We start from the raw sequence: 22,494 nt of genomic DNA on the forward strand, positions 1-22,494 counted from the left end.
CTTTAACCCTTAACGATTCATGGCTGCTGTGACTTCTACCCCCATCCAGTCCATCCTGATCGCGAACCGCTCGGAAATATCGATCCGCGTGATGCGTGCCGCCGCTGAGCTGAACATTCGCACGGTGGCGGTCTATTCGAAGGAAGACCGGCTCGCGCTGCATCGCTTCAAGGCGGACGAGAGCTACTTGATCGGCGAAGGCAAGAAGCCGCTCGCCGCGTATCTGGACATCGACGATATCCTGCGCGTCGCGCGGCTGGCGAAGGTCGACGCGATCCATCCCGGCTACGGCTTCCTGTCCGAGAACCCGGATTTCGCGCAGGCCGTGATCGATGCAGGCATCCGCTGGATTGGCCCGTCGCCGGACGTGATGCGTACCCTCGGCAACAAGGTGGCCGCGCGCAACGCGGCGATCGCCGCAGGCGTGCCGGTGATGCCCGCGACCGCGCCGTTGCCGGACGATCTCGATGCGTGCAAGGCACTGGCCGCGGAAGTTGGCTATCCGCTGATGCTGAAGGCGAGCTGGGGCGGCGGCGGGCGCGGGATGCGCGTGCTCGAGAACGAACGCGACCTCGAGACGCTGCTGCCCGTCGCGCGCCGCGAGGCGCTGGCCGCGTTCGGCAACGACGAGGTGTACGTCGAGAAACTCGTGCGCAATGCGCGGCACGTCGAGGTGCAGGTGCTCGGCGACCTGCACGGCACGGTCGTGCATCTGTACGAGCGCGACTGCACGGTGCAGCGACGCAACCAGAAGGTCGTCGAACGCGCGCCGGCGCCGTATCTCGATCACGACGGCCGGCAAGCACTGTGCGAATCGGCGCTGCGCCTGATGCGTGCCGTGGGCTACACGCACGCGGGCACCGTCGAATTCCTGATGGACGCCGACACCGGCCAGTTCTACTTCATCGAGGTGAACCCGCGCATCCAGGTCGAGCACACGGTGACCGAGATGATCACCGGGATCGACATCGTGAAGGCACAGATCCGCATCACGGAAGGTGGGCAGATCGGGCTGACGGAGGATGCGACGGACGGCGACGGCTCGCTCATCGCGCGCGCGGCCGGCGTGCCGGAGCAGCACGCGATCCCGCTGAACGGCAACGCGCTGCAATGCCGGATCACGACCGAGGATCCGGAGAACGATTTCCTGCCCGACTACGGGCGGCTCACGGCCTATCGCAGCGCGGCGGGCTTCGGCGTGCGGCTCGATGCCGGCACCGCCTATGGCGGCGCGGTGATCACGCCGTACTACGACTCACTGCTCGTGAAGGTGACGACCTGGGCGCCGACGGCGGCCGAATCGATTCACCGGATGGATCGCGCGCTGCGCGAGTTCCGGATTCGTGGCGTCACGTCGAACCTGCAGTTCCTCGAGAACGTGATCAACCATCCGGCCTTCATCGCGGGTGACGTGACGACGCGCTTCATCGACAAGACGCCGGAACTGCTCGAATTCGCGAAACGCGGCGACCGCGCGACGAAGCTGCTGCGCTATCTAGGCGAGCTGAACGTCAACGGCAACGCCGAGATGAACGGCCGCACGCTGCCGGCGCTGCCGCTGCAGAAACCGCTGCTGCCGAAGATCGATACGGCCGTGGCGATCCCGGCCGGCACGCGCGATCGCTTGCGTGAGCTTGGCCCCGAGAAGTTCGCGCGCTGGATGCTCGACCAGAAACAGGTGCTGCTGACCGACACGACGATGCGCGACGCGCACCAGTCGCTGTTCGCGACGCGCATGCGTACGGCCGACATGCTGCCGATCGCGCCGTTCTACGCGCGCGAGCTGTCGCAGCTGTTCTCGCTCGAATGCTGGGGCGGCGCGACCTTCGACGTTGCGTTGCGCTTCTTGAAGGAAGACCCGTGGGAGCGGCTCGCGCTGCTGCGCGAACGTGTGCCGAACATCCTGTTCCAGATGCTGCTGCGCGGCTCGAACGCGGTCGGCTATACGAACTACGCGGACAACGTCGTGCGCTTCTTCGTGCAGCAGGCCGCGAGCGCGGGAGTCGACGTGTTCCGCGTATTCGACTCGCTGAACTGGGTGCGCAACATGCGCGTGGCGATCGACGCGGTGGCCGAGAGCGGGATGCTCTGCGAAGGCGCGATCTGCTACACCGGCGACCTGTTCGACACGTCGCGTTCGAAATACGACCTCAAGTATTACGTCGGCATCGCGCGCGAGCTCCAGCAGGCCGGCGTGCACGTGCTCGGCATCAAGGACATGGCCGGCATCTGCCGTCCGCAAGCGGTCGCGACGCTCGTGAAGGCGCTCAAGGAGGAAACCGGGCTGCCCGTGCATTTCCACACGCACGACACGAGCGGCATCGCTGCGGCGTCGGTGCTCGCGGCGATCGGTGCGGGCTGCGACGCGGTGGACGGCGCGCTCGATGCAATGAGCGGGCTCACGTCCCAACCGAACCTGTCGAGCATCGCGGCTGCGCTGGCCGGCAGCGAGCGTGATCCGGGGCTTGACCAGGATCGCCTGCACGAAGCATCGATGTACTGGGAAGGCGTGCGCCGTTATTACGCGCCGTTCGAATCGGAGATCCGCGCGGGCACGGCCGACGTGTACCGTCACGAGATGCCGGGCGGCCAGTACACGAACCTGCGCGAGCAGGCGCGCTCGCTCGGCATCGATCATCGCTGGACCGAGGTGTCGTGCGCGTATGCGGACGTGAACCGTCTGTTCGGCGACATCGTGAAGGTCACGCCGACGTCGAAGGTGGTCGGCGACATGGCGCTGATGATGGTCGCGAACGACCTGAGCGTGGACGACGTGCGCAGCCCGGACAAGGACATCGCGTTCCCCGAGTCGGTCGTGTCGCTGTTCAAGGGCGAGCTGGGCTTCCCGCCCGACGGCTTCCCGGCCGAGCTGTCGCGCAAGGTGCTCAAGAGCGAGCCGCCGGCGCCGTATCGCCCGGGCGACCAGATTCCGCCGGTCGATCTCGACGCCGCACGCAAGCAGGCCGAGGCCGCGTGCGAGCAGCCGCTCGACGATCGGCAACTGGCGTCGTACCTGATGTATCCGAAGCAGACGGTCGACTACTACGCGCACGTTCGCGCGTACAGCGACACGTCGGTCGTGCCGACGTCGGCGTTCCTGTACGGCCTGCAGCCGCAGGAGGAGGTGGCGATCGACATCGAGCCGGGCAAGACGCTGCTCGTGTCGCTGCAGGGCCAGCACGCCGATGCGCAGGACGGCATCGTGAAGGTGCTGTTCGAGCTGAACGGCCAGTCGCGCTCCGCGTTGGTCGAGCAGAAGACGGTCGTGCACGCGGGCAAGGAGCGCCATGGGTTGCAGCGCGCCGATCCGGGCAATCCGCTGCACATCGCCGCGCCGATGCCGGGCTCGGTGGTGACGGTCGCCGTGCAGCCGGGGCAGCGCGTGACGGCCGGTACGACGCTGATCGCGCTCGAGGCGATGAAGATGGAAACGCACATCGCCGCGGAGCGCGACTGCGAGATCGCGGCCGTGCACGTGAAGCCGGGCGAACGGGTCGCGGCGAAGGATCTGCTGATTGAGTTGAAGGGGGGCGTGTAATGCCGGCTCGTTTGTCGGACCACGATTTCAGATTCGCGTTGCCGTCTGTCCCATCCCTTTGATTGGATCGATTTGATTAGGAAGTGATCGGTTGGACAAGCTTCAAGCAATGAAATTCTTCGTGCGCGTTGCCGAAGAGGGCAGCTTTACCGGCGCGGCAGAGCGTATGGACGTTACAACCGCGCTCGTGTCGCGTGCGGTTGGTGCGCTCGAGACGCATCTGAGGACGCGGTTGATCAACCGAACGACGCGGCGGATCGCACTGACGGAAGCGGGTGAACGCTATCTCGGTCGGTGCGAGCAGATTCTCGCCGGCATCGACCTGGCCGAGGCGGAGGCGGCCGACGCGCATGCGAGGCCGGCGGGTCGCCTGCGCGTACACGCGACACCGGGTTTCGGCCAGAGCTATGTATTGCCGGCCGTGTTGGCATATCGGCAATCCTATCCGAACGTGTTGGTCGAACTGACGCTGTCTCAGCATGTGCCGGACTTGATCGATGACGGCTATGACGTCTCGCTGCAGCTGAGTGCGGCTGACCTGCCGGATTCGGGGCTCGTGTCGAAGCGTCTCGGTAGGCTCAGCAGTGTGCTGTGTGCATCACAGGCCTATCTCGACACGCATGGCGTACCGCTCGATACGCAAATGCTTGCCGAACACGCTTGCCTGCAAATCGTCTCGTCCGTGTTCCCGAACAACCACTGGCAGTTGACCGGGCCGCATGGTGCCGAGCGGTTCGAACTGCCGCCGGCCCAGCTCCGGGTCAATACGGCAGAGGCGCTGGCCGTGGCCTTGCGCGCTGGCGCCGGAATCGGCGCATTGCCCATGTCGACGGCAGTGCCGACCCTGCGAGGGGGCGGATTGGTACGGGTGCTGCCCGATTACACGCTGCAGTCGCTGACGGCTTACGCACTCTATCCATCACGCCAGTATCTCGATGCGAAGATCCGGACCTTCGTCGAGTCGCTGCAAGCATCGATTCCGACGGCCCTCGAAGCGGATATGGCCGCGCTCAACGTGACCTGACATTTCGAGCGTGCTCGGGAAATCGCTCGATCGCCGGCAATTCGTCGAAATGACTCGGTCTCGGCGGCCCTCGTTGTCAATCTCGAATTAACACTGATGTCGTCTCGTGTGTCTTGATGGCGATGCATCCCGCCCGCATCATCGTTGCTCCTGTATTCACGGGCTGCGCGACGAGCGATGGCCTCGCATTCAAATGACGAATGAGCATGCTTCCCTTTTCCGATCTCTTGTTTTTCGTAATGGCCTGACACTGCGCAATCGCGTGGTGATGGCGCCGATGACCACCTGGTCCGCCGACCCCGATGGCGCCATTTCAGACGCCGAACTCGACTACTACCGGCGCCGTGTTCAGGGCGTTGGCATGGTCGTGACCGGTTGTACGCACGTGACGGAGAACGGCATCGGCTTTACCGACGAGTTCGCCGCTTACGACGACCGTTTCATTCCCAGCCTGAGAAGACTGGCCGAAGCGGCCAAGAGCGGTGGCGCGCTTGCCGTCCTGCAAATTTTCCATGCTGGCAACAAAGCCGTTGTCGAGGCCGTCCCGAATGGCGAACTCGTGAGCGCATCCGCCGTCGCCGCGCTGGCGGGACCGTTCAACCGCGGTGACGTAACGCCGCGACCGCTGGCGTCCAACGAGATCGAAGACATGGTGCGGGCTTTTGGCGACACCGTTCGCCGGGCGATCGAAGCGGGATTCGATGGCGTGGAACTGCACGGCGCGCATGGCTTCCTGCTGCAAAATTTCTTTTCTCCGCGCTACAACCGGCGCTGTGACGAATGGGGTGGGTCGCTGGAGAACCGCATGCGCTTTCCGCTGGCGGTCGTCAGCGAGGCGCGACGTGTGATTGCCGCGTACGCGAAGCGCCCGTTCCTGTTGGGATATCGGATATCTCCGGAGGAGCGCGAGGAGGGCGGATATCGTGTGCAGGATGTCTGCGCGCTGGTAGACAAGCTCATCGAGGGCGGGGTCGACTACGTGCACGCGTCGCTCAATGACGTTCGAGGTGCACGGCCGTTGGGCGTGGATACCGGCCTCACGGTGAAATCGATCGTCGACCATGTCGGCGGCCGCGTGCCGGTGATGTCTGCCGGGATGCTTCGCACCCCGCGCGAAGCCGCGGACGCCCTCGATCTCGGGCTGTCGCTGGTAGCGGTTGGAAAAGGGCTCGTGATGAATCCGGATTGGGTGGCGATCGCCGAAACAGGTTGCGACGCACAAATTCGCCACGCAATCGATATGGGCGAGCAGTCGCAATTGTCGATTCCGGAGGGCTTGTGGGCGGCGATTGAAATGGCGCCTGGCTGGATTCCCGTGCATCGGCCAGAGGCGGTTGTCGACTGATCCGGGGCGATTGCGGATTTGTTCCGTACTATGATTGGTGGTACAGCAGGTGTTCCGATGCCTCAGTTGCGAAAAGCCGTCGATTCTCCGCCTCCGGGTGATGTGTTCGTTCTGTTTCGTCTTTCAAAGTACGGAATGAGTCGGCGATCCAATTGACTTGACGCTTCCCGGGTCCTGTAATGAATGCCATCGGATGCAGTCACGTTGCGCGCGCCGTTGATGCCGCGCGCGGTCCGTGGTTGCAGAACAGATAGTTCATGGCCGTTTTCAGAGCCAGATCGAGACAAACGGAGCAATCGATGTCGCCTCACGCACGCCAGGCAGAGACACTCGTGTCCGGACAGGAGAAGGCAACCTGGGGCGATCCATCGCTCGACGACGGCCGGAATCTGGACAGCGGATCCGCATCCCAAGCGATGGTCGTTCCATTGGCACGGAGTCTCGCGATACTGGCTGCGTTTTCCCCGCACGAGCCGTGGCTCGGCAACCAGGAACTCGTGGCCGAGACGGGTATTCCTGCACCGACGGTTTCACGGATGGCGCGTTCCCTGGTCGCGCTCGGTTACCTTCACTATTCGCCGCAGCGTCGAAAATACCGGCTTGCCGCGCCCGTGTTGTCGCTCGGCTATGCGGCAATCGCTCATTCCAACGTTCAACTGCTCGCGCGACTTGAAATGCAGGCATTCGCGAATGCGAGCGAAACCTATGTGGTACTCGGCACACGGGATCGTCTCGATGTGATCGTGCTGGAAACGTGCGCGAGCAAGCCGGCGTCAGTCGATCTGAAGCTCTATGCGGGTACTCGCCTACGTATCGCATCATCGCCGATGGGCTGGGCCATGCTCGCGGCACTGCCGGAACTCGAACGCTTTTACTTGCTGGGCAACATCGAACGCAAGACAGGGCGTGATTGGCCCAACCTGCGTCGCCGTATCAGCGAGGGCATTTCACAGGTGCACAACGTCGGCTATTGCGTGTCGCTGGGCGAGTGGGAGCCGGATCTCACGATTCTCGCGGTGCCACTGGTGGTCCAGGACCATACCCCGCTCGTGCTCGCCTGCATTGGCCGCAGCGCCCGGCTGGGACGTGCGCGGGTCGAGCGTGAACTCGGGCCGCGTCTCGTTGCAGCAGCCCGGCATTTGCAGGAGCAGGCGATCGTCGCCGGCTGATACGAATATGGAAAAGACCGACAGCCAAACAGGTGTGACGTTGACCGTCGAGCGAGGGCTCGAGGTGCTGCATGCGTTTCGGGCGGTACGTGCGCCCTTGTCGAATGCGGAGCTGGTACGGCGTACCGGTCTCCCGAAGGCGACGGTGTCCCGCCTGACGTCGACGCTGATTTCGACGGGTTATCTGCGCCGCGTGGGCGGCGGGCGGCAGTTCGAACTCAGTGCCGGCGCATTGAGCATCGGCCACGCGTACCTGGAGGCAAATCCGGTCACGCGTCTGGTTACGCCCGTGATGCAGAAACTTGCCGACAAGCTGGATCTGTCGGTAGCGCTTGCGGTCCCGCATCGGCTCGACATGGTGTATATCGCGTGGCGAGCAAGCCCGAAGATCGCGACCTTGCGGCTTGGCGTCGGCTCCTTGCTGCCGATGGAGTCGACTGCTGTCGGCCGTGCTTACCTCTACGGACTGCCTGAGGATGCGCGCGATGCATTGATCGCGGAGTTGCTCGAAGCGGCAGGAGACGACGCGGATGTCGTCCAAAAGAACCTTGATGCGGCGTTTGCCGACCTGGAGCAGTCGGGCGTGTGCATGTCGGTTGGCGAATATCAGCGGAATGCATACGGCATAGCAGTGCCTATTGTGGTCGGTCGTACCCACACGCTGATGGCGCTGAACTGCGGGGCGGTCGAGCTGGAGCCGGATAGGACTGCAATCCGTCGGCGCGTAGTGTCCGAATTGAAGGCCGCGGCGGAAACGCTGTCGTTTATTTTGAGTGATGTCGACTGCGAGCCCTGACGTCCGGCAGTTCCATGATCCGACGGACGTCAGGGCATCGCGGAGGCGATGGTTTTACAGTTCGCTCACGAGCTCCGGCACGAGCGAGAACAGATCGCCGACGAGGCCATAGTCGGCCACGCTGAAGATCGGCGCTTCCGGATCCTTGTTGATCGCGACGATCACCTTCGAATCCTTCATGCCGGCCAGATGCTGGATCGCACCCGAGATGCCGACCGCGATGTACAGCTGCGGTGCGACGATCTTGCCGGTCTGGCCGACCTGATAGTCGTTCGGCACGTAGCCTGCGTCGACTGCCGCGCGCGAAGCGCCGAGTGCTGCTGACAGCTTGTCCGCCAACGGCTCCAGCACCTTCGTGTAATTCTCGCCGCTGCCCAGACCGCGGCCGCCCGACACGATGATCGTCGCGCTCGTCAGTTCCGGACGGTCCAGCTTCGTCACTTCACGGCTCACGAACTGCGACTTGCCTACGTCGGCCGCCGCCTCGATCTTCTCGACTGCTGCGCTGCCACCTTCGGCTGCTACTGGATCGAAACCCGTCGCACGCACCGTGATGACCTTGATCGGGTCGCTCGACTGCACCGTCGCGATCGCATTACCCGCGTAGATCGGGCGCTCGAACGTGTCCGCGCTGTCAACTGCCGTGATGTCCGAGATCTGCGCGACGTCCAGCTTCGCGGCGATACGCGGGGCGATGTTCTTGCCGTAGGCCGTCGCCGGCGCGAGGATGTGCGAGTAGTCCTTCGCGATGTTCAGCGCGGTCGCCTCGACGTTTTCCGCCAGACCCGCTTCGAGTTGCGGCGCGTCGGCCAGGAAGACCTTCGACACACCTGCGATCTTCGCTGCTGCGTCCGCAGCCGCTTGCGCGTTGTGGCCCGCGACCAGCACGTGAATGTCGCCGCCGATCTTCGCCGCCGCTGCCACCGTGTTCAGCGTCGCGGCCTTGATCGACGCGTTGTCGTGTTCTGCAATCACCAGAATCGTCATTTCTTTCCGCTCCCTCTTACAGCACCTTGGCTTCGGTCTTCAGCTTCTCGACCAGCGTCTTCACGTCCGGCACCTTCACGCCGGCTGCGCGCTTCGGCGGCTCGACCACCTTCAGCGTCTTCAGACGCGGCGTAACGTCGACGCCCAGGTCTTCCGGCTTCACGGTTTCGAGCGGCTTCTTCTTCGCCTTCATGATGTTCGGCAGCGTCACGTAGCGCGGCTCGTTCAGGCGCAGATCCGTGGTGATGACGGCGGGCAGTTGAAGCGACAGCGTTTCAGCGCCGCCGTCGACTTCGCGTGCAACGGTGGCACGGCCGTCGGCGATCGTCACCTTCGATGCGAACGTCGCTTGCGGCAGGCCTGCCAGCGCCGCCAGCATTTGGCCGGTCTGGTTCGAATCATTGTCGATCGCCTGCTTGCCGAGGATTACCAACTGCGGCTGCTCCTTGTCGACCAGCGCCTTCAGGATCTTCGCGACGCCCAGCGGCTCGACGCTGTCGTTCGACTCGACGAGGATCGCGCGATCCGCGCCGATCGCCAGCGCCGTACGCAGCGTTTCCTGCGCTTGCGCGACGCCTACCGACACCGCGATCACTTCGGTCGCCACGCCCGCTTCCTTCAGGCGCACGGCTTCTTCAACCGCGATTTCGTCGAACGGGTTCATCGACATCTTCACGTTCCCAATGTCGACGCCCGATTGGTCGGATTTCACGCCGACCTTCACGTTCGCGTCGACGACGCGCTTGACCGGGACCAATACCTTCACTTTGCGTCTCCTTTTCCAATCAACAATCCAGCACCCACTGCACGGAATAATCTGCCGCACTGGCGTAGCGTCAACAGTGTCGGTTCTGCCATGGTCAGGTCAACACCGGCGGTTCAATGATTCCGTACTTCGGAAACCGCGAGGAGCGCGTGGAATTGACAATACGTGCCGGATGGTGCGGCACAGACGAAAAGCTGCGTTGTGGTTATTCCGACGTACGGAACAACACCTGGTCGTGCGTTGACGCTTCCAGACGCCGCGCACACGATTGGGATCAAAGCCCAGCGCATGCGGAAACCGCGTCGGCTTCGTTCGGATGGGTGGTCGCGCTGGGACTGTCGACGAGATCGCGGAGCTGTTCGTATTTCTTGCATCCGACAAGTCCGGCTATACGTCCGGAACGACTGTCACGGTGGACTGCGGGATCACGTCGCGCGGCTCGGTCAGTCAAACATAGAAAGGAAGAATCATGTCAGAGAGCGATCAGGAGACATCCGTATACGCGTCGTATTCGAGTCTTGCGTTCGATCGACCCGCGAAGGGGGTCTTACGCATTACGCTCAACCGTCCTGAGCGGCTCAACGCGCTCGACGCGCGCGGTCACGATGAATTGGCGCGAGTGTGGAGAGACGTCGACGAGGATCCGAGTGTCGCCGCCGTGATTCTGTGCGGTGCAGGCAAGGCATTCTCGGCAGGTGGCGACTTCGACATGGTCGAGGAAATGATCGATTCGTTCGACGCGCGGGTGCGCGTTTGGCGCGAATCCAAGGATCTCGTCTACAACATCATCAACTGTTCGAAGCCGATCGTCTCCGCGATCCATGGCTCGGCGGTAGGCGCGGGGCTCGTGGCGGCGCTGCTCGCGGATATTTCGGTGGCCGGCCGATCGGCACGCCTGGTGGACGGTCATACGCGGCTCGGCGTCGCAGCCGGCGATCACGCAGCGATCATCTGGCCGCTGCTTTGCGGCATGGCCAAGGCCAAATATCACCTGATGCTGTGCGAACCCGTGAATGGCGAGAAGGCCGAGCAAATCGGGCTGGTATCCGTCGCGGTAGACGATGCCGACGTTCAGGAGACGGCATTGTCGATCGCAGTGCGGCTCGTGAACGGTGCGCCGTCGGCGACACGCTGGACCAAATATGCGCTCAACAACTGGCTGCGCCAGGCTGGGCCGACTTTCGACGCGTCGCTGGCACTGGAGATGTTTGGGTTCGGCGGGGCCGAAGTACGCGAAGGCGTGAAGTCGTTCCGCGACAAGCGCGCGCCGGAATTCCCCCTCGAAACGCCGGTGTCTCCGACGCGGAGCGTATAAGCCGGAAGATCGGTGAAAGAAATGGGACCCGGCGTGCGCAGCATGTGCTCGCGTTTGCCGCTGTGACACATCCGCGATCACCGACTCCGCTTACCGATCGACCGGGGTAGGCGCGCGGTCGCACAGTGAGCGATTGAAAAAGGTCGGCTGGTCGTGACGACGAAGCCGAGTTCAACCCGCGATGGGAACCCGTCGCTTCTACCTGATTTGAATCAGCACATGTCCCAAACCAGTCTCATCGAGCAATACGGCCCGCGCGAATCGATGGAATACGACGTCGTGATCGTCGGCGGCGGCCCCGCCGGGCTGTCGGCGGCGATCCGGCTCAAGCAGCTGGCCGCCGAGAAAGGCACCGAGATCGGCGTGTGCGTGCTCGAGAAGGGTTCCGAGATCGGCGCGCACATCCTGTCGGGCGCGGTGATGGACCCGCGCGCGATCAACGAACTGTTCCCCGACTGGAAGGAACGCGGTGCACCGCTCGACGTCGAGGTGACGGAAGACCGCTTCCTGTTCCTGTCCGAGAAGAGCGCGGTCACCACGCCGAACTGGGCGCTGCCCGCCAACTTCCAGAACCACGGCAACTACGTGATTTCGCTGGGCAACGTCACGCGCTGGCTGGGGGCACAGGCCGAAGCGCTGGGCGTCGAGATCTTCCCGGGCTTTCCCGCTGCGGAGATTCTCTATAACGACGACGGCTCGGTCAAAGGCGTCGCGACCGGCAACATGGGCGTGGGCAAGGACGGCGAGCCGACCGAGAACTTCCAGCTCGGCATGGAGCTGCACGCGAAATACACGCTGTTCGCCGAAGGCTGCCGCGGCCACCTCGGCCGCCAGCTGATCTCGAAGTTCAAGCTCGACGCGAACGCGGATCCGCAGGCCTACGGGATCGGCATCAAGGAACTGTGGGAGATCGACCCGGCCAAGCACAAGCCGGGCCTCGTGATCCACACGGCCGGCTGGCCGCTGAAGTCGGACACCTACGGCGGCTCGTTCCTGTATCACATGGACAACAACCAGGTCGTGGTCGGCTTCGTGGTGGGCCTCGGCTACACGAACCCGTACCTGTCGCCGTTCGAGGAATTCCAGCGCTACAAGACGCACCCGTCGATCCGCGCGTTCCTGGAAGGCGGCAAGCGCGTGTCGTACGGCGCACGCGCGATCACGGCCGGCGGGCTGCTGTCGCTGCCGAAGACGGTGTTCCCGGGCGGCGCGCTGATCGGCGACGACGCAGGCTTCCTGAACGCGTCGCGGATCAAGGGCAGCCACGCGGCGATCAAGACCGGCATGCTGGCGGCCGACGCCGCATTCGACGCGGTGCAGGCCGGCCGCCAGAGCGACGAGCTCAACGCGTACCCGGACGCCTTCAAGCAGTCGTGGCTGTACACGGAGCTGTACCGCGCGCGCAACTTCAAGCAGTGGATGGCCAAGGGGCTGTACCTCGGCACGCTGATGGTCGGGCTGGAGCAGAAGGTGATGGGCGGCAACGTGCCGTGGACGCTGCACCACAAGCATGCGGATCACGAGATGCTGAAGCCGGCGTCGCAATGCCAGCCGATCGAGTATCCGAAGCCGGACGGCAAGCTGACGTTCGACCGGCTCTCGTCGGTGTTCATCTCGAACACGAACCACGAGGAGAACCAGCCGGCGCACCTGACGCTGAAGGATGCGAGCGTGCCGGTGAACGTGAACCTGCGCACGTACGCGGGGCCGGAGGGGCGCTTCTGCCCGGCGGCCGTGTACGAATTCGTGAAGAACGACGACGGCAGCGATCGCCTGGTGATCAACGCGCAGAACTGCGTGCACTGCAAGACCTGCGACATCAAGGACCCGACGCAGAACATCGTGTGGGTCACGCCGGAAGGCGGCGGCGGCCCGAATTACCCGAACATGTAAACCAAAGTACGGAACGCGGGCCGGGACCGCGTTGACCCCCACCCGTGGCGGTGCTGGAATCAAAACAGAGTGCCTCCACCGCTGCCCTGATCATCCCATTCCACATGGACCGTTCCGAACGCGGTGAGCAGCGTCGGAGTCGCGTCTCCGTGACTTTCGAGTTCGTCGACTCATGAACCATGCTGAACCCTTGACTCCGGGGCCTTTGAACGAAGCCGCCATGGTTGACTGCTGCGAGGCGCTCCCCACCATCGTTCGCCCCGGCGACACCGTGATGTGGGGCCAGTCACACGCCGAGCCGGTCACGCTGATGCGCGCGCTCGTTGCCCAGCGCGAGCAGCTGAAGCGGATCCGTATCTTCCTCGGTATCGGCCTCTCCGACGTACTTGCTCCCGAGCATGCCGACGCGTTCGACTTTCTCGCCTACTGCGGGAGCGGATCGAACCGAAAGCTGGCCCGCGCAGGCGTGCTCGACATTCTTCCTGTCCATTACTCGCAGCTGCCCGGGTTGATCCGTTCGGGCGGGTTGCGGATAGATGTCGTGATGCTCCAGGTCTCGCCACCGGACGACCAGGGACGCTACAGCCTCGGACTTGCGCGCGAGTATCTGGTCGAGGCGGTGAAGCACGCGCGCGCGATCGTCGCCGAGGTGCATCCGGACGTTCCGTGGACTCATGGTGGACCGTATCTTCGGGCTGACGATATCGATTTGTTGGTGGCATCCGACGCGGTGTTCCCCGAGGCGCCCGTCACGGAACCCGGACAGGTCGAGCGGGCAATCGGTCGGCATGTCGCATCGCTCGTCGAGGACGGCGCGACGATGCAGACAGGTATCGGCTCGATTCCCGATGCAGTGATGGCGGAACTGCGGGGCAAGCGCGACCTCGGCGTGCATTCGGGAAGTATCGGCGATGGTGTTGCAATGCTCTGCGAGGCCGGTGTCGTCACGAACGCGAAGAAGTCGATCGACACGGGGGTCACGATCGGTGGGGTCATCATCGGTTCCGCGCGGGTACGTCGCTTCGCGCATCGGAATCCCGCGCTCGAGTTGCGCGGTACCGAATACACGCATAACCCGGAGGTGCTCCGTGGGATCGACCGATTCGTCGCGATCAATTCGGCAGTGGAGGTGGACCTGACCGGACAGATCAACGCCGAGATGGTTGGTGACACGTACGTCGGCGCAGTCGGCGGTGTTGGCGACTTCCTACGCGCGGCACAGCTCAGCCATGGAGGCGTTCCTATCGTCGCGCTGCCGTCAACCGCCGGGCGGCATAGCCGGATCGTGACGCGATTGTCGGGGCCGGTCACGATACCGAGAAGCGACGGATGCGTGATCGTGACCGAATACGGGATTGCCGACCTGCGTGGCCTGTCTCTCGCCCAGCGCATTCCGAAGATGATTGCAGTCGCACACCCCGATCATCGCGAACGTCTCGCACGCGAAGCCCATCCGGGCAGTTGAATGACGCGACCACGGGCGACGTGCCGGATCGAGTCGAGGCGCGCCGCCGATAGCGGAGCAATGGAAGGAGAAACACACCATGCAGAAGCGCGCCAATCGCTCGCAGTTGAATGAACGGACCATGGCAGACGTGGAAACGATCCATCGTTTGTCATCGTCACGATTTACTTGTCGCGCCTATTTGCCGGACCCCGTTCTGGCGAGTGTGATCGGCAGCATCGTCGACATCGCTAAACGTTCTGCGTCGTGGTGCAATGTGCAGCCATGGCACGTGGTGGTGACATCCCGCGAGACGACTGATCGGTTCCGTGCTGCACTGGTCGACCATGCCGCGCGGCATACCGAGATGGATTCCGATATACCGTTTCCGGCCGAGTACCCCGGTGTCTATGGCGAACGTCGGCGCGAAATCGGATATGCCCTTTACGAGGCGCTCGGCATCGACCGCGAAGACCGCGTCGCTCGTGCCAGGCAGGCTGCGGAGAACTTCAGGCTGTTTGGTGCGCCGCACGTGGCGATCCTGACGATGCCCGCCGAACTCGGACAGTACGCAGCCGTCGACAGCGGGGCATTCGTCGCGTCGTTCCTGCTGGCGGCTCGCGCCTATGACGTTGCCACGACGCCCCAGGCGGCGCTCGCAAACCATGCCGGCTTCATTCGAAAATATTTCGGGATCGGAGACGAGCGGAAGTTCGTTTGCGGGATCGGATTCGGTTACGCCGATCTGGCGCATCCCGCCAACGGATTTCGCTCCACCCGGGCAGCGACGAAGGACGTGATGCGGATGGTCTGAGCAGTGATGCGGTCGCCTGCCTCGATTTTGGCCGCATGTGACGGCTCGACCTGCTGAGCCGATTCGATGACAACCGGGCCGCGCTAGACGGGGTGGATGTGGCGACCGAGGAACTGCGCTGCGACCTCTCCGAAGACGTCGTTGCGATCGCCAGCCACCATGTGCCCGGCGGCAGCAACGTTGACGTACTCGGCATGGGGGCACAGTTTGAGGAATTCGTGCACGCCCGCTTCGCTGACGATGTCGGAATTGCCGCCGCGCACCAGCAACGTCGGCAGCTTGAGCCTTCGCGCACACGCGGAATAGCGTGCGTGGCGTCGATCCAGGTCGCGGGGCCACGCGAGAAAATGCGGATCCCAGTTCCAGCGATATCTTCCGTCTCCGTCGTGACGCAGGCTGCGGCTCAGGTTGCTTGAAACGAACCCATTTTTTGGATTCCGGCGATATCGCCTGATCGCGTCGACGGCTTCGTCGGGAGATTCGAACCCGTCCGGCCGACGCATCAGCGACTGCAGACGGACGACACCGTGCGGCTCGACACACGGCGCAATGTTGACGAGCACCAGTGCAGCTGCATCAAGAAAGCCTTCCCCGACTGCGAGCAAGCTCGTGCCACCTCCCAGGCCGGCGCCGACGAGCATCGGTCGTCGGCCGTCGAAGAGCGTCGCGACGCGTTCGAGATCGCGGACCATCGCGATCTGACTGTAGTTGCCGGTCGGCGACCAATCCGATTCACCATGGCCTCTTGCGTCGAAGGCAACGGCATGAAAGCCGGCCGCGCCGAGCGCGTGGCCGATTCCGCTCCACGCATGACGCGTTTGCCCGCTGCTGTGCAGCAGGATGACAGGTGCGCCGAGCGGGTCGCCCCACGATTCGCCGGCGAGCCTCAGGCCGTCGGCACTTGTCCAGGTGTGAGTCCTGCCCTTCGAGCACGAAGGGCCGGTTTCCTCTTTCATCGAAATCGTCATGATTGCACCGCTTCAGCATTACGTAACCATTCGCCACCGATCAGGCATCGTGAGCCATCGAGGCCCGGAATCCGGATCGACTGCTATTGCCCATCGTGATCGCCGAGCACTCTGTAAGTTTGACGCCGTGGAAAGTTGCGTCAATCTCGGCGCGCGGAACGTTCCGTACTGCGGTCACGCCTGCGTCACTTTATCTGACGCTGAACGAGTGCAATGACGGCGCCGGCCAGGGAAATGATTGCAATCACGTATAAGCAGTCCAGTACGCTCATGAAGCTCGCCTGATGCGCTGCCATGCGCGCGAATTCTCCGAGGGCCGCACCTTCGGCCTGCGCGGTATTCATGCCGCGCTCGGCGAACGCATGAGCCATCGACTGCAGCGCGTTCTCGAAGACCGGGTTGTAAGGGGTTGCAAACTCCGCCAGGCGGGTTTGATGGAGCGCGAGGCGGTGCTGATCCAGGATGATGATGGACGCGGTCGATAGCGAGTATGCAAGCTGCTTGACGATATTCTTCAGTCGGTAGCCGTGCGTAAATTCGTGATCCGGGAAAATCTGGAACGCGACGTTTCCGTTCGGCAGAGCGATGAACATCAACAGGAAGCCGCGCACGATCAGCGGTGCCAGGAGCCACGACACACTCACATCGGGCGGGAGGTGGATAAACCACACGGCGATGAACGTAGCCATCAGGAATCCCGGAACGATCAACAGCTTCTTGCGCGTCACGAATTTCGCGTATCGGAAATACAAGAACGCCACGACGATCGACGACAGCGACGTGAATCCGACGATTCGGCCCGCATTCTCCACCGGGTAGCCGAGGCCACCTTCGAGCAGTCTCGATATCAGATAGCCGATTGCATTCGTGATGTAGTAGTAGAACGCATAGAGCACGATGGCGACTCTGAAGGGTCCTTCTCGCAATGCGCTCAACCGAATGAGCGGTTTGGGGTGGTTCCATTGCTGCCAGGCCACCCAACCGAGCGCGAGCAGGCCCGCTGCGGTAAGGAGCAACAGTATCGGCGACGTGCTGAACAGCTCGAAGCGGACCTGCTGAGCGACGATCTGCAGCGCACCGAGCGCGAGCGCGAAAATCAGGTAGGGCCAGAGATGCGTGTCGCTGCGCAGTGCCGGTTGGCGCTTGCCGATATGTGGGACGACCAGGAACGCAAATACGGACAGTGCGAGTCCGGCGACCGTCGTGCAGACAAAGAGCGCATGCCAGCCAAAGTTCGCAATGAGCACGCCACCGACTAGCGGCGCGAGGGCGCTCGCCAACAGGATGATCATCAGGAACAGGCGGGTCGCCGGCGGGCGATTCTTCGGCGAGAAGCCGGTCTGCAAGAGAATCCGGCATGTACCCAGCATCGGCCCGATGAAGTAGGCCTGAAAGCCTCGTGCCATCGCCAGTTGAAATGAAGTCACGCTGAGCGATGCCGCCAGTGAGCCGATCGCGAACATCAACAGGCAGCCGCTGAGATATCGGCGGAACCCGATTCGCTCGATCAACCATTGCTGTTGAAGAATGCCCAGTACCGATGCGACAGCATACGCAGACGACGACCACACCAGTTCGTCCGGCGGTACGTTGATCCCGCCGGCCACGTAGCTGCTGAAGAACGAGAAGGCGGTATTGTCGAAGTAGTCGAGTCCGACCGACAACGCAATGGCCCAGGGAAAAAGGTCATGACGAAGATGACGGTACGTCAGCGACCGTGCGCGGGAGAACGCCATGATCACGATTCTCCGTTGCCAGACCCGGACGCGGCGGAACGACGCTCGCGAGCGGCGAGACGTTCGCCTTCGAGCACTTCCGCAGGGGTACCGGCGAGTCGTCGCCGCAAGTACTGGAGGTCATCGTTCAGCTCGTTGCGCAGTGTCTCCGCGTCTTTCAATTCACGTCGGACCTGCACGATCCGGGCGTTCAGGCGGGCGATCTGCTCAGCAAGACCTGACGAGATCTCGTGCAACGACTCGGCGGAATACTGCCTGCGGCCGTCGGCCTCGATCGCCAGTGGCTGCTTGAGCATTTCGGTGATGCCGTGCAGCGAGAACCCGAGCGAGCGCAGTCGCAGGATCCGTCCGAGCTTGTCGAGATCGGCAGCGCTGTAGAGCCGGTACCTTCCGTTGCTCCTGGCTGGAATCACAAGGCCGAGCTCCTCGTAATACTTCAGGGTGCGGGGCGTCACGGCCAGTTGCCGGGCGGCCTCGCGAATCGCGACGAGTGGTGAATTCCTGGCTTGCATCGAATGAAAGAGGGGGAGGGCAGTTGCCCGAGCATGCGGATTCACGCGGCGCGCGTGGGCGCTGCATGGAACGTCAACGTATGCGTACAGGTTGGGCGAAAATGAAGCGCCGACATTCCGTCGGCGCTTCGCTGAGTCGAACTGGCGTGTCGAGAGGAGCGCGGTCGATCCGCCACGCGGAATCCGGGAGCCGCGCTACCAATCGAATCTGTTACCCGTGTCGATGTGCGATCCGAGCGGGAACAGCCGGTCCGTCAAGCCATGACGATGGTCTTCGATTCCATGAACGCGGTCAGCCCTTCGACGCCGCCTTCACGTCCGATGCCGGACTGCTTGAATCCGCCGAAGCCGATCGAAAAATCGGTGCGCGGGCCATTGTGGCCGACCGTCCCCGAGCGGATCTGGCGTGCCACGTGCAGCGCACGGGCGCTATCGTTCGTGAACACCGCGGCATTCAGGCCAAACGGGGTGTCGTTCGCCATCCGGATCGCGCTGGCTTCGTCGTCGGCGGGAATGACGCTCAATACCGGGCCGAAGATCTCGTCCTGAGCGATCGTCGAACGGTTGTCCACGTTGCCGAATACCGTCGGCTCGAAGAAGAACCCGCGCTGCAAGCCGGCCGGACGTTTGCCGCCGGCTGCCAACGTTGCACCGTCTGCGATACCCTTTGCAACGAATCGCTCGACGGTTTCGCGTTGTCGTGCGCTCGCAAGCGGGCCGGAGGTCGTCTCCGGCGCAAAAGGATCGCCGACGACGATCTGTTTGGCGATGTTCGACAATGCCTCGACCATCGCATCGTGCTTCGCACGAGGCACGATCACTCGCGTCAGGCTGTGGCAGATCTGCCCGGTGTTGTAGCCAAAATAGGACGGCCCGAGGATGTTTGCCGCAGCTTCGACATCGAAATCATCGAGGATGACGGCGGGCGATTTGCCGCCGAGTTCGAGCGTGACGCGCGCCACGCGATCGCCGGCAATGGAAGCGATCCGGCGGCCGGCGCCTGTCGATCCCGTGAACGTGATCTTGTCGACGCCGGGATGGCGAACCAGCTCCTCGGATACGTCCCGATCTGCCGTCACGACATTGATCACGCCGGGCGGCAAACCGATTTCTTCGCAGATCTCGGCGAACAGGTAGGCCGAGCAGGGCGCTTCGGGCGACGACTTGATCACCAGTGTGCAACCTGCGAGTAGCGCCGGCGCAGTCTTGTACGCCATCAACCCGGCAGGACCGTTCCACGGAATGATTTCCCCGACGACGCCGACCGGCTCGTAGACGCGATAGCCGAGATTGCCGGTAACCGACCGATGCTCCTCGACGAACGGGAAGGTCGACGCCATTGCCGCGTACTGGCGAAATGCGCCGCTGATGAACAGCCCGATACGCGGCTGGGCGATCTTGTACACGATCCCGGTCTCGATCGACCAGATGCGCGCGAAATCGTCGTTCAGCGCTTCCAGCCGTTCCGCGAACTTCTCGAGATAGACCGCGCGTTCCTGCGGCGTCATGCGGGGCCACGGGCCGTTGTCGAATGCGTCACGCGCCGCGGTGATTGCACGCTGCATGTCGGCCGACGCGGCTTTTGCCACGGTCGCCACGACTTCTTCCGTCGCGCAGTCGAGCACATCGAACGTTTCGGCGGTGGACGGTGCCACCCATTGCCCGCCGATGTAGAACGCTCGGGGATGCTTGAGGTCGATCGTTCTCTTGGTCATCTAATTCTCCATGGCCGTCTTCGACGGCGCTTTCCAAATTCCGGACGGCACGGGTGTGCGTGCCGTCAAAATACGATGACGCCCTTGCCACTCGTTTGTTGGTTGAAGTGTGCGTAGGCTTCACCGGCTTGCTCGAGACGCCACTCTTCGGTAAAGAGCTTGTCTACCTCGACACCGTGATCGGCGATGAAGTGGGCACAGTCCTTCATGCCGACTTCGGAGAAGGTGAAGGAGCCGATCAGCGTTCTTTGCTTGCCGATCAGGTCTTTCATTGCATCGATGGTCAGGTTCCCGCCGACCGCGACGAGAACGACACGCCCCCATACTTTCGTGCTGCGAATCGCCTGCGCGCGCGGCAGTTCACCACCGGCACATTCGACTGCACAGGACACGCCTTTTCCGCCCGTCAGCTTGTGGATCTCCTCGACCGGGTCGACCTTGCTGGCGTCGATGCCATGTGTGACGCCGAACGCTTTCGAGCGCTCGACGCGATTCGGGTTGATATCGATGCCGATCACCTCGATACCCATCGCTGCGGCGAGTTGAGCGGTGGAGAGGCCGACAGGGCCGAGGCCATAGACGGCAAGCGTGTCACGCGCGCTGATATCCAGACGCAGCAGCGCGCCGTATGCCGTGCCGGTGCCGCACGAGATGGCCGCACCGCCCTTGAACGACACTTCCTGCGGCAGATGGACCAGGGACGATACCGGTACCTTCATGTAGTTCGCATGCCCGCCGTGACTCAGCACGCCGTAGATGCGCGCGCCGCGATCGCACAGTTGGGTCCAGCCTGTCCGGCAGTGGTCGCAGCAGCTGCAACCCGCGTAATGAAAGACCATGACCCGGTCGCCGACCCGGAACGTTGCGGGATCGACGCCCGGGCCGACCGCGGCCACGACGCCGCACGGTTCATGACCGCCGATGACCTGGTCGGATTCCATCCGGTCGCGCATGCCTAGCATGCTCAACGATTCCGCCATCCCGTGGCGGTAATAGTGAAGGTCGGTCCCGCACATGCCGGACGCCTTCATTTCGATGACTGCTTCGCCGTATCCCGGAACGGGATCGTCGAAGTTGAGGACGTCGACCTTGCAATTTCCCTGAAAGACCATGCCGCGCATGATAGTTCTCCAAATCTGGTGCGTAGGCTCGGTGCGGGCGCTGCAGCGCTTGCGCGAGGCGTCAATGTTCCGATGCCGGCGCGGTAAGTTCACGCACGACCCGTGGCGCGATCAATGAATGGTCAGTCCGCCCGTCGGGCTCAGCGTTGCGCCTGTCAGGTAGGCCGATTCGTCCGATGCCAGGAACGCGACGACTTGGCCGATATCCGTGGGCGCCGCTACGCCGAGCGGGCAGCCGGCGACGACCTTTTCGTATTGTTTGCGGTGTTGTTCCGATACCTTGCTGTCGGCACCGAACACGGCGTCCCACGACGGGCTGTCGCGCACAACCGTCACGCAAACGCAGTTGACCCGGATCTTGTCGCGCGCCAGTTCCTTGGCGATGACTTTGCTGGCGCGAATCAGGCCGCCGGCAAATGTCGAAACGGCCGTTTGGCCCGGGGTGGGGACCCGGCCGCCTTCCGAGGTCACGAAGATCACGCTGCCGCCGCCACGAGGGCGCATGTACGGCAACGCAGCCTGCACCGGAAAGAGCTTGGCGGCCGTATTCTCGGCAACCAGCGCCGCAACGCGTGCGAGGTCGATATTGGCGAATGCGCCCCGAACCTGGGGAGACCGCGCCTCGTCGTCATTGCCGCCGGCATTGGCGACGACAATGTCGATGCCGCCATGGCGACGGGCGGTCTCCGCGGCTAACGCGTCCATATCGTCTTTCGATCGCACGTCTCCCGACAGGAAATCCGCAACGCCGCCAGCCTGTCGGAGCTCGGCGAGGACCGACTCTGCCTTCGCTGCATTTCGCCCACTGATCACGACTGTTGCGCCGCGCGCTGCGAGCTGCAACGCGATGCCTTTGCCGATCCCACCGGTGCCGCCGGTGACGATGGCTACTTTCCCTTCAAGGCTGCTCATCGAAATTGCCTTCAAATCATGGAGAAGTTCGTTCGAGCTCGCCTGTCGGTCGGATATGCACGACATTGCGATTCGTGCGAATCCGGCTGGCGGATCGAGAGGCCTGGCGGCGAGAGGTAAATGACCTCTGCGGCGCGCCGTATATCTGCCTGGGCAATAGTAGGTACGGAGCGGCGGTAATTCGAGTGACGTTTTTCGAATGAGGAGTTGCTCATTTTCGAATCCGACCTTCGTCGAGCCCTGGCATGGCAGACGAATGGCTGTCTGACCCATCGATCGATGTGTGAGGCATCGAGATGCTCGCAACTGGCAGTGCGGCACCGCGTTCGCGAAACCGCAACGCCGCTTTCGCGAATCTGCATTTGTACGAGGCGGTGGGCGCCCCTAGGATTGACCGAGCTGGCCGACTCCGTTCGTCAACGAGCAGGCCCGGCAAGTT

18 protein-coding genes are annotated in these 22,494 nt (G+C 63.2%); 10 read left to right on the top strand and 8 right to left on the bottom strand.

What is annotated here, in order from left to right:
* The first annotated feature begins 19 nt into the window (after positions 1-19).
* From CFB39_RS37040 to CFB39_RS37060, 5 genes are all read left to right on the top strand, one after another.
* Entirely contained in the window at positions 20-3,538 is a 3,519-nt protein-coding gene (locus CFB39_RS37040; protein WP_089476758.1) for a pyruvate carboxylase, read from the top strand.
* 91 nt (positions 3,539-3,629) lie between these two features.
* Positions 3,630-4,562 carry a LysR family transcriptional regulator gene (locus CFB39_RS37045; protein ID WP_039343245.1) on the top strand — a complete coding sequence of 311 codons (933 nt, stop codon included), beginning with the start codon at positions 3,630-3,632 and terminating at the stop codon, positions 4,560-4,562.
* A gap of 193 nt (positions 4,563-4,755) precedes the next feature.
* On the top strand, positions 4,756-5,907 hold the full coding sequence (locus tag CFB39_RS37050; protein ID WP_089476759.1) for an NADH-dependent flavin oxidoreductase: 1,152 nt from the start codon (positions 4,756-4,758) through the stop codon (positions 5,905-5,907).
* A 299-nt stretch (positions 5,908-6,206) separates the two neighbouring features.
* Complete coding sequence (locus CFB39_RS37055; RefSeq protein WP_089434236.1) at positions 6,207-7,076, top strand: IclR family transcriptional regulator; 870 nt, start codon at positions 6,207-6,209, stop codon at positions 7,074-7,076.
* Between the two features lie 7 nt (positions 7,077-7,083).
* The gene (locus tag CFB39_RS37060; protein ID WP_089476760.1) at positions 7,084-7,872 is read left to right on the top strand and encodes an IclR family transcriptional regulator; all 789 of its coding nucleotides are present in this window, start codon (positions 7,084-7,086) and stop codon (positions 7,870-7,872) included.
* Between the two features lie 54 nt (positions 7,873-7,926).
* On the opposite strand, the gene CFB39_RS37065 is transcribed toward CFB39_RS37060, so the two are convergent.
* Both CFB39_RS37065 and CFB39_RS37070 read right to left on the bottom strand, forming a co-directional pair.
* A complete protein-coding gene (locus CFB39_RS37065; RefSeq protein ID WP_089476761.1) occupies positions 7,927-8,859 on the bottom strand; it encodes an electron transfer flavoprotein subunit alpha/FixB family protein in 933 nt (310 codons plus the stop codon).
* Positions 8,860-8,875: 16 nt separating this feature from the next.
* Positions 8,876-9,625 (bottom strand): electron transfer flavoprotein subunit beta/FixA family protein, encoded by a 750-nt coding sequence (locus CFB39_RS37070; RefSeq protein ID WP_089476762.1) that lies wholly within the window; start codon positions 9,623-9,625, stop codon positions 8,876-8,878.
* Between the two features lie 316 nt (positions 9,626-9,941).
* Between CFB39_RS37070 and CFB39_RS37075 the strand changes: the two genes are divergently transcribed.
* The 5 genes from CFB39_RS37075 (at position 9,942) to CFB39_RS37095 (ending at position 15,091) form a co-directional block, all read left to right on the top strand.
* Complete coding sequence (locus tag CFB39_RS37075) at positions 9,942-10,082, top strand: SDR family oxidoreductase (protein ID WP_089476763.1); 141 nt, start codon at positions 9,942-9,944, stop codon at positions 10,080-10,082.
* 12 nt (positions 10,083-10,094) lie between these two features.
* Complete coding sequence (locus CFB39_RS37080) at positions 10,095-10,940, top strand: enoyl-CoA hydratase/isomerase family protein (RefSeq protein ID WP_089476764.1); 846 nt, start codon at positions 10,095-10,097, stop codon at positions 10,938-10,940.
* 219 nt (positions 10,941-11,159) lie between these two features.
* The gene (locus CFB39_RS37085; RefSeq protein ID WP_046546402.1) at positions 11,160-12,833 is read left to right on the top strand and encodes an electron transfer flavoprotein-ubiquinone oxidoreductase; all 1,674 of its coding nucleotides are present in this window, start codon (positions 11,160-11,162) and stop codon (positions 12,831-12,833) included.
* 172 nt (positions 12,834-13,005) lie between these two features.
* Positions 13,006-14,298, top strand: a complete 1,293-nt coding sequence (locus CFB39_RS37090) for an acetyl-CoA hydrolase/transferase family protein (RefSeq protein ID WP_373452766.1) — start codon at positions 13,006-13,008, stop codon at positions 14,296-14,298.
* Between the two features lie 79 nt (positions 14,299-14,377).
* The gene (locus CFB39_RS37095) at positions 14,378-15,091 is read left to right on the top strand and encodes a nitroreductase (RefSeq protein WP_256991553.1); all 714 of its coding nucleotides are present in this window, start codon (positions 14,378-14,380) and stop codon (positions 15,089-15,091) included.
* A gap of 83 nt (positions 15,092-15,174) precedes the next feature.
* Here the strand turns inward: CFB39_RS37095 and CFB39_RS37100 are convergent, their stop codons facing one another.
* From CFB39_RS37100 to CFB39_RS37125, 6 genes are all read right to left on the bottom strand, one after another.
* On the bottom strand, positions 15,175-16,059 hold the full coding sequence (locus CFB39_RS37100; RefSeq protein WP_089476766.1) for an alpha/beta fold hydrolase: 885 nt from the start codon (positions 16,057-16,059) through the stop codon (positions 15,175-15,177).
* A gap of 185 nt (positions 16,060-16,244) precedes the next feature.
* Positions 16,245-17,795: an MFS transporter gene (locus CFB39_RS37105; RefSeq protein WP_089476767.1), complete on the bottom strand. Its 1,551-nt coding sequence runs from the start codon at positions 17,793-17,795 to the stop codon at positions 16,245-16,247.
* 2 nt (positions 17,796-17,797) lie between these two features.
* Complete coding sequence (locus CFB39_RS37110) at positions 17,798-18,307, bottom strand: MerR family transcriptional regulator (protein WP_089476768.1); 510 nt, start codon at positions 18,305-18,307, stop codon at positions 17,798-17,800.
* Positions 18,308-18,561: 254 nt separating this feature from the next.
* Positions 18,562-20,022, bottom strand: coding sequence for an aldehyde dehydrogenase (locus CFB39_RS37115; protein WP_089476769.1), 1,461 nt, complete (start codon positions 20,020-20,022; stop codon positions 18,562-18,564).
* Positions 20,023-20,087: 65 nt separating this feature from the next.
* Positions 20,088-21,143 carry a zinc-binding dehydrogenase gene (locus CFB39_RS37120; protein ID WP_089434246.1) on the bottom strand — a complete coding sequence of 352 codons (1,056 nt, stop codon included), beginning with the start codon at positions 21,141-21,143 and terminating at the stop codon, positions 20,088-20,090.
* A gap of 111 nt (positions 21,144-21,254) precedes the next feature.
* The gene (locus CFB39_RS37125) at positions 21,255-22,055 is read right to left on the bottom strand and encodes an SDR family NAD(P)-dependent oxidoreductase (RefSeq protein WP_179257795.1); all 801 of its coding nucleotides are present in this window, start codon (positions 22,053-22,055) and stop codon (positions 21,255-21,257) included.
* Positions 22,056-22,494 lie beyond the last annotated feature (439 nt).

It is taken from the genome of Burkholderia sp. AU6039 (assembly GCF_002223365.1).
Lineage (GTDB): Bacteria > Pseudomonadota > Gammaproteobacteria > Burkholderiales > Burkholderiaceae > Burkholderia.

Bases quoted from the DNA above. Each gene is read 5' to 3' on its own strand.
- CFB39_RS37040 (WP_089476758.1), top strand. From the start codon at position 20: ATGGCTGCTGTGACTTCTACCCCCATCCAGTCCATCCTGATCGCGAAC.
- CFB39_RS37050 (WP_089476759.1), top strand. From the start codon at position 4,756: ATGACGAATGAGCATGCTTCCCTTTTCCGATCTCTTGTTTTTCGTAAT.
- CFB39_RS37055 (WP_089434236.1), top strand. From the start codon at position 6,207: ATGTCGCCTCACGCACGCCAGGCAGAGACACTCGTGTCCGGACAGGAG.
- CFB39_RS37060 (WP_089476760.1), top strand. From the start codon at position 7,084: ATGGAAAAGACCGACAGCCAAACAGGTGTGACGTTGACCGTCGAGCGA.
- CFB39_RS37065 (WP_089476761.1), bottom strand. From the start codon at position 8,859: ATGACGATTCTGGTGATTGCAGAACACGACAACGCGTCGATCAAGGCC.
- CFB39_RS37075 (WP_089476763.1), top strand. From the start codon at position 9,942: ATGGGTGGTCGCGCTGGGACTGTCGACGAGATCGCGGAGCTGTTCGTA.
- CFB39_RS37080 (WP_089476764.1), top strand. From the start codon at position 10,095: ATGTCAGAGAGCGATCAGGAGACATCCGTATACGCGTCGTATTCGAGT.
- CFB39_RS37085 (WP_046546402.1), top strand. From the start codon at position 11,160: ATGTCCCAAACCAGTCTCATCGAGCAATACGGCCCGCGCGAATCGATG.
- CFB39_RS37090 (WP_373452766.1), top strand. From the start codon at position 13,006: ATGAACCATGCTGAACCCTTGACTCCGGGGCCTTTGAACGAAGCCGCC.
- CFB39_RS37095 (WP_256991553.1), top strand. From the start codon at position 14,378: ATGCAGAAGCGCGCCAATCGCTCGCAGTTGAATGAACGGACCATGGCA.
- CFB39_RS37100 (WP_089476766.1), bottom strand. From the start codon at position 16,059: ATGACGATTTCGATGAAAGAGGAAACCGGCCCTTCGTGCTCGAAGGGC.
- CFB39_RS37105 (WP_089476767.1), bottom strand. From the start codon at position 17,795: ATGGCGTTCTCCCGCGCACGGTCGCTGACGTACCGTCATCTTCGTCAT.
- CFB39_RS37110 (WP_089476768.1), bottom strand. From the start codon at position 18,307: ATGCAAGCCAGGAATTCACCACTCGTCGCGATTCGCGAGGCCGCCCGG.
- CFB39_RS37115 (WP_089476769.1), bottom strand. From the start codon at position 20,022: ATGACCAAGAGAACGATCGACCTCAAGCATCCCCGAGCGTTCTACATC.
- CFB39_RS37120 (WP_089434246.1), bottom strand. From the start codon at position 21,143: ATGCGCGGCATGGTCTTTCAGGGAAATTGCAAGGTCGACGTCCTCAAC.
- CFB39_RS37125 (WP_179257795.1), bottom strand. From the start codon at position 22,055: ATGAGCAGCCTTGAAGGGAAAGTAGCCATCGTCACCGGCGGCACCGGT.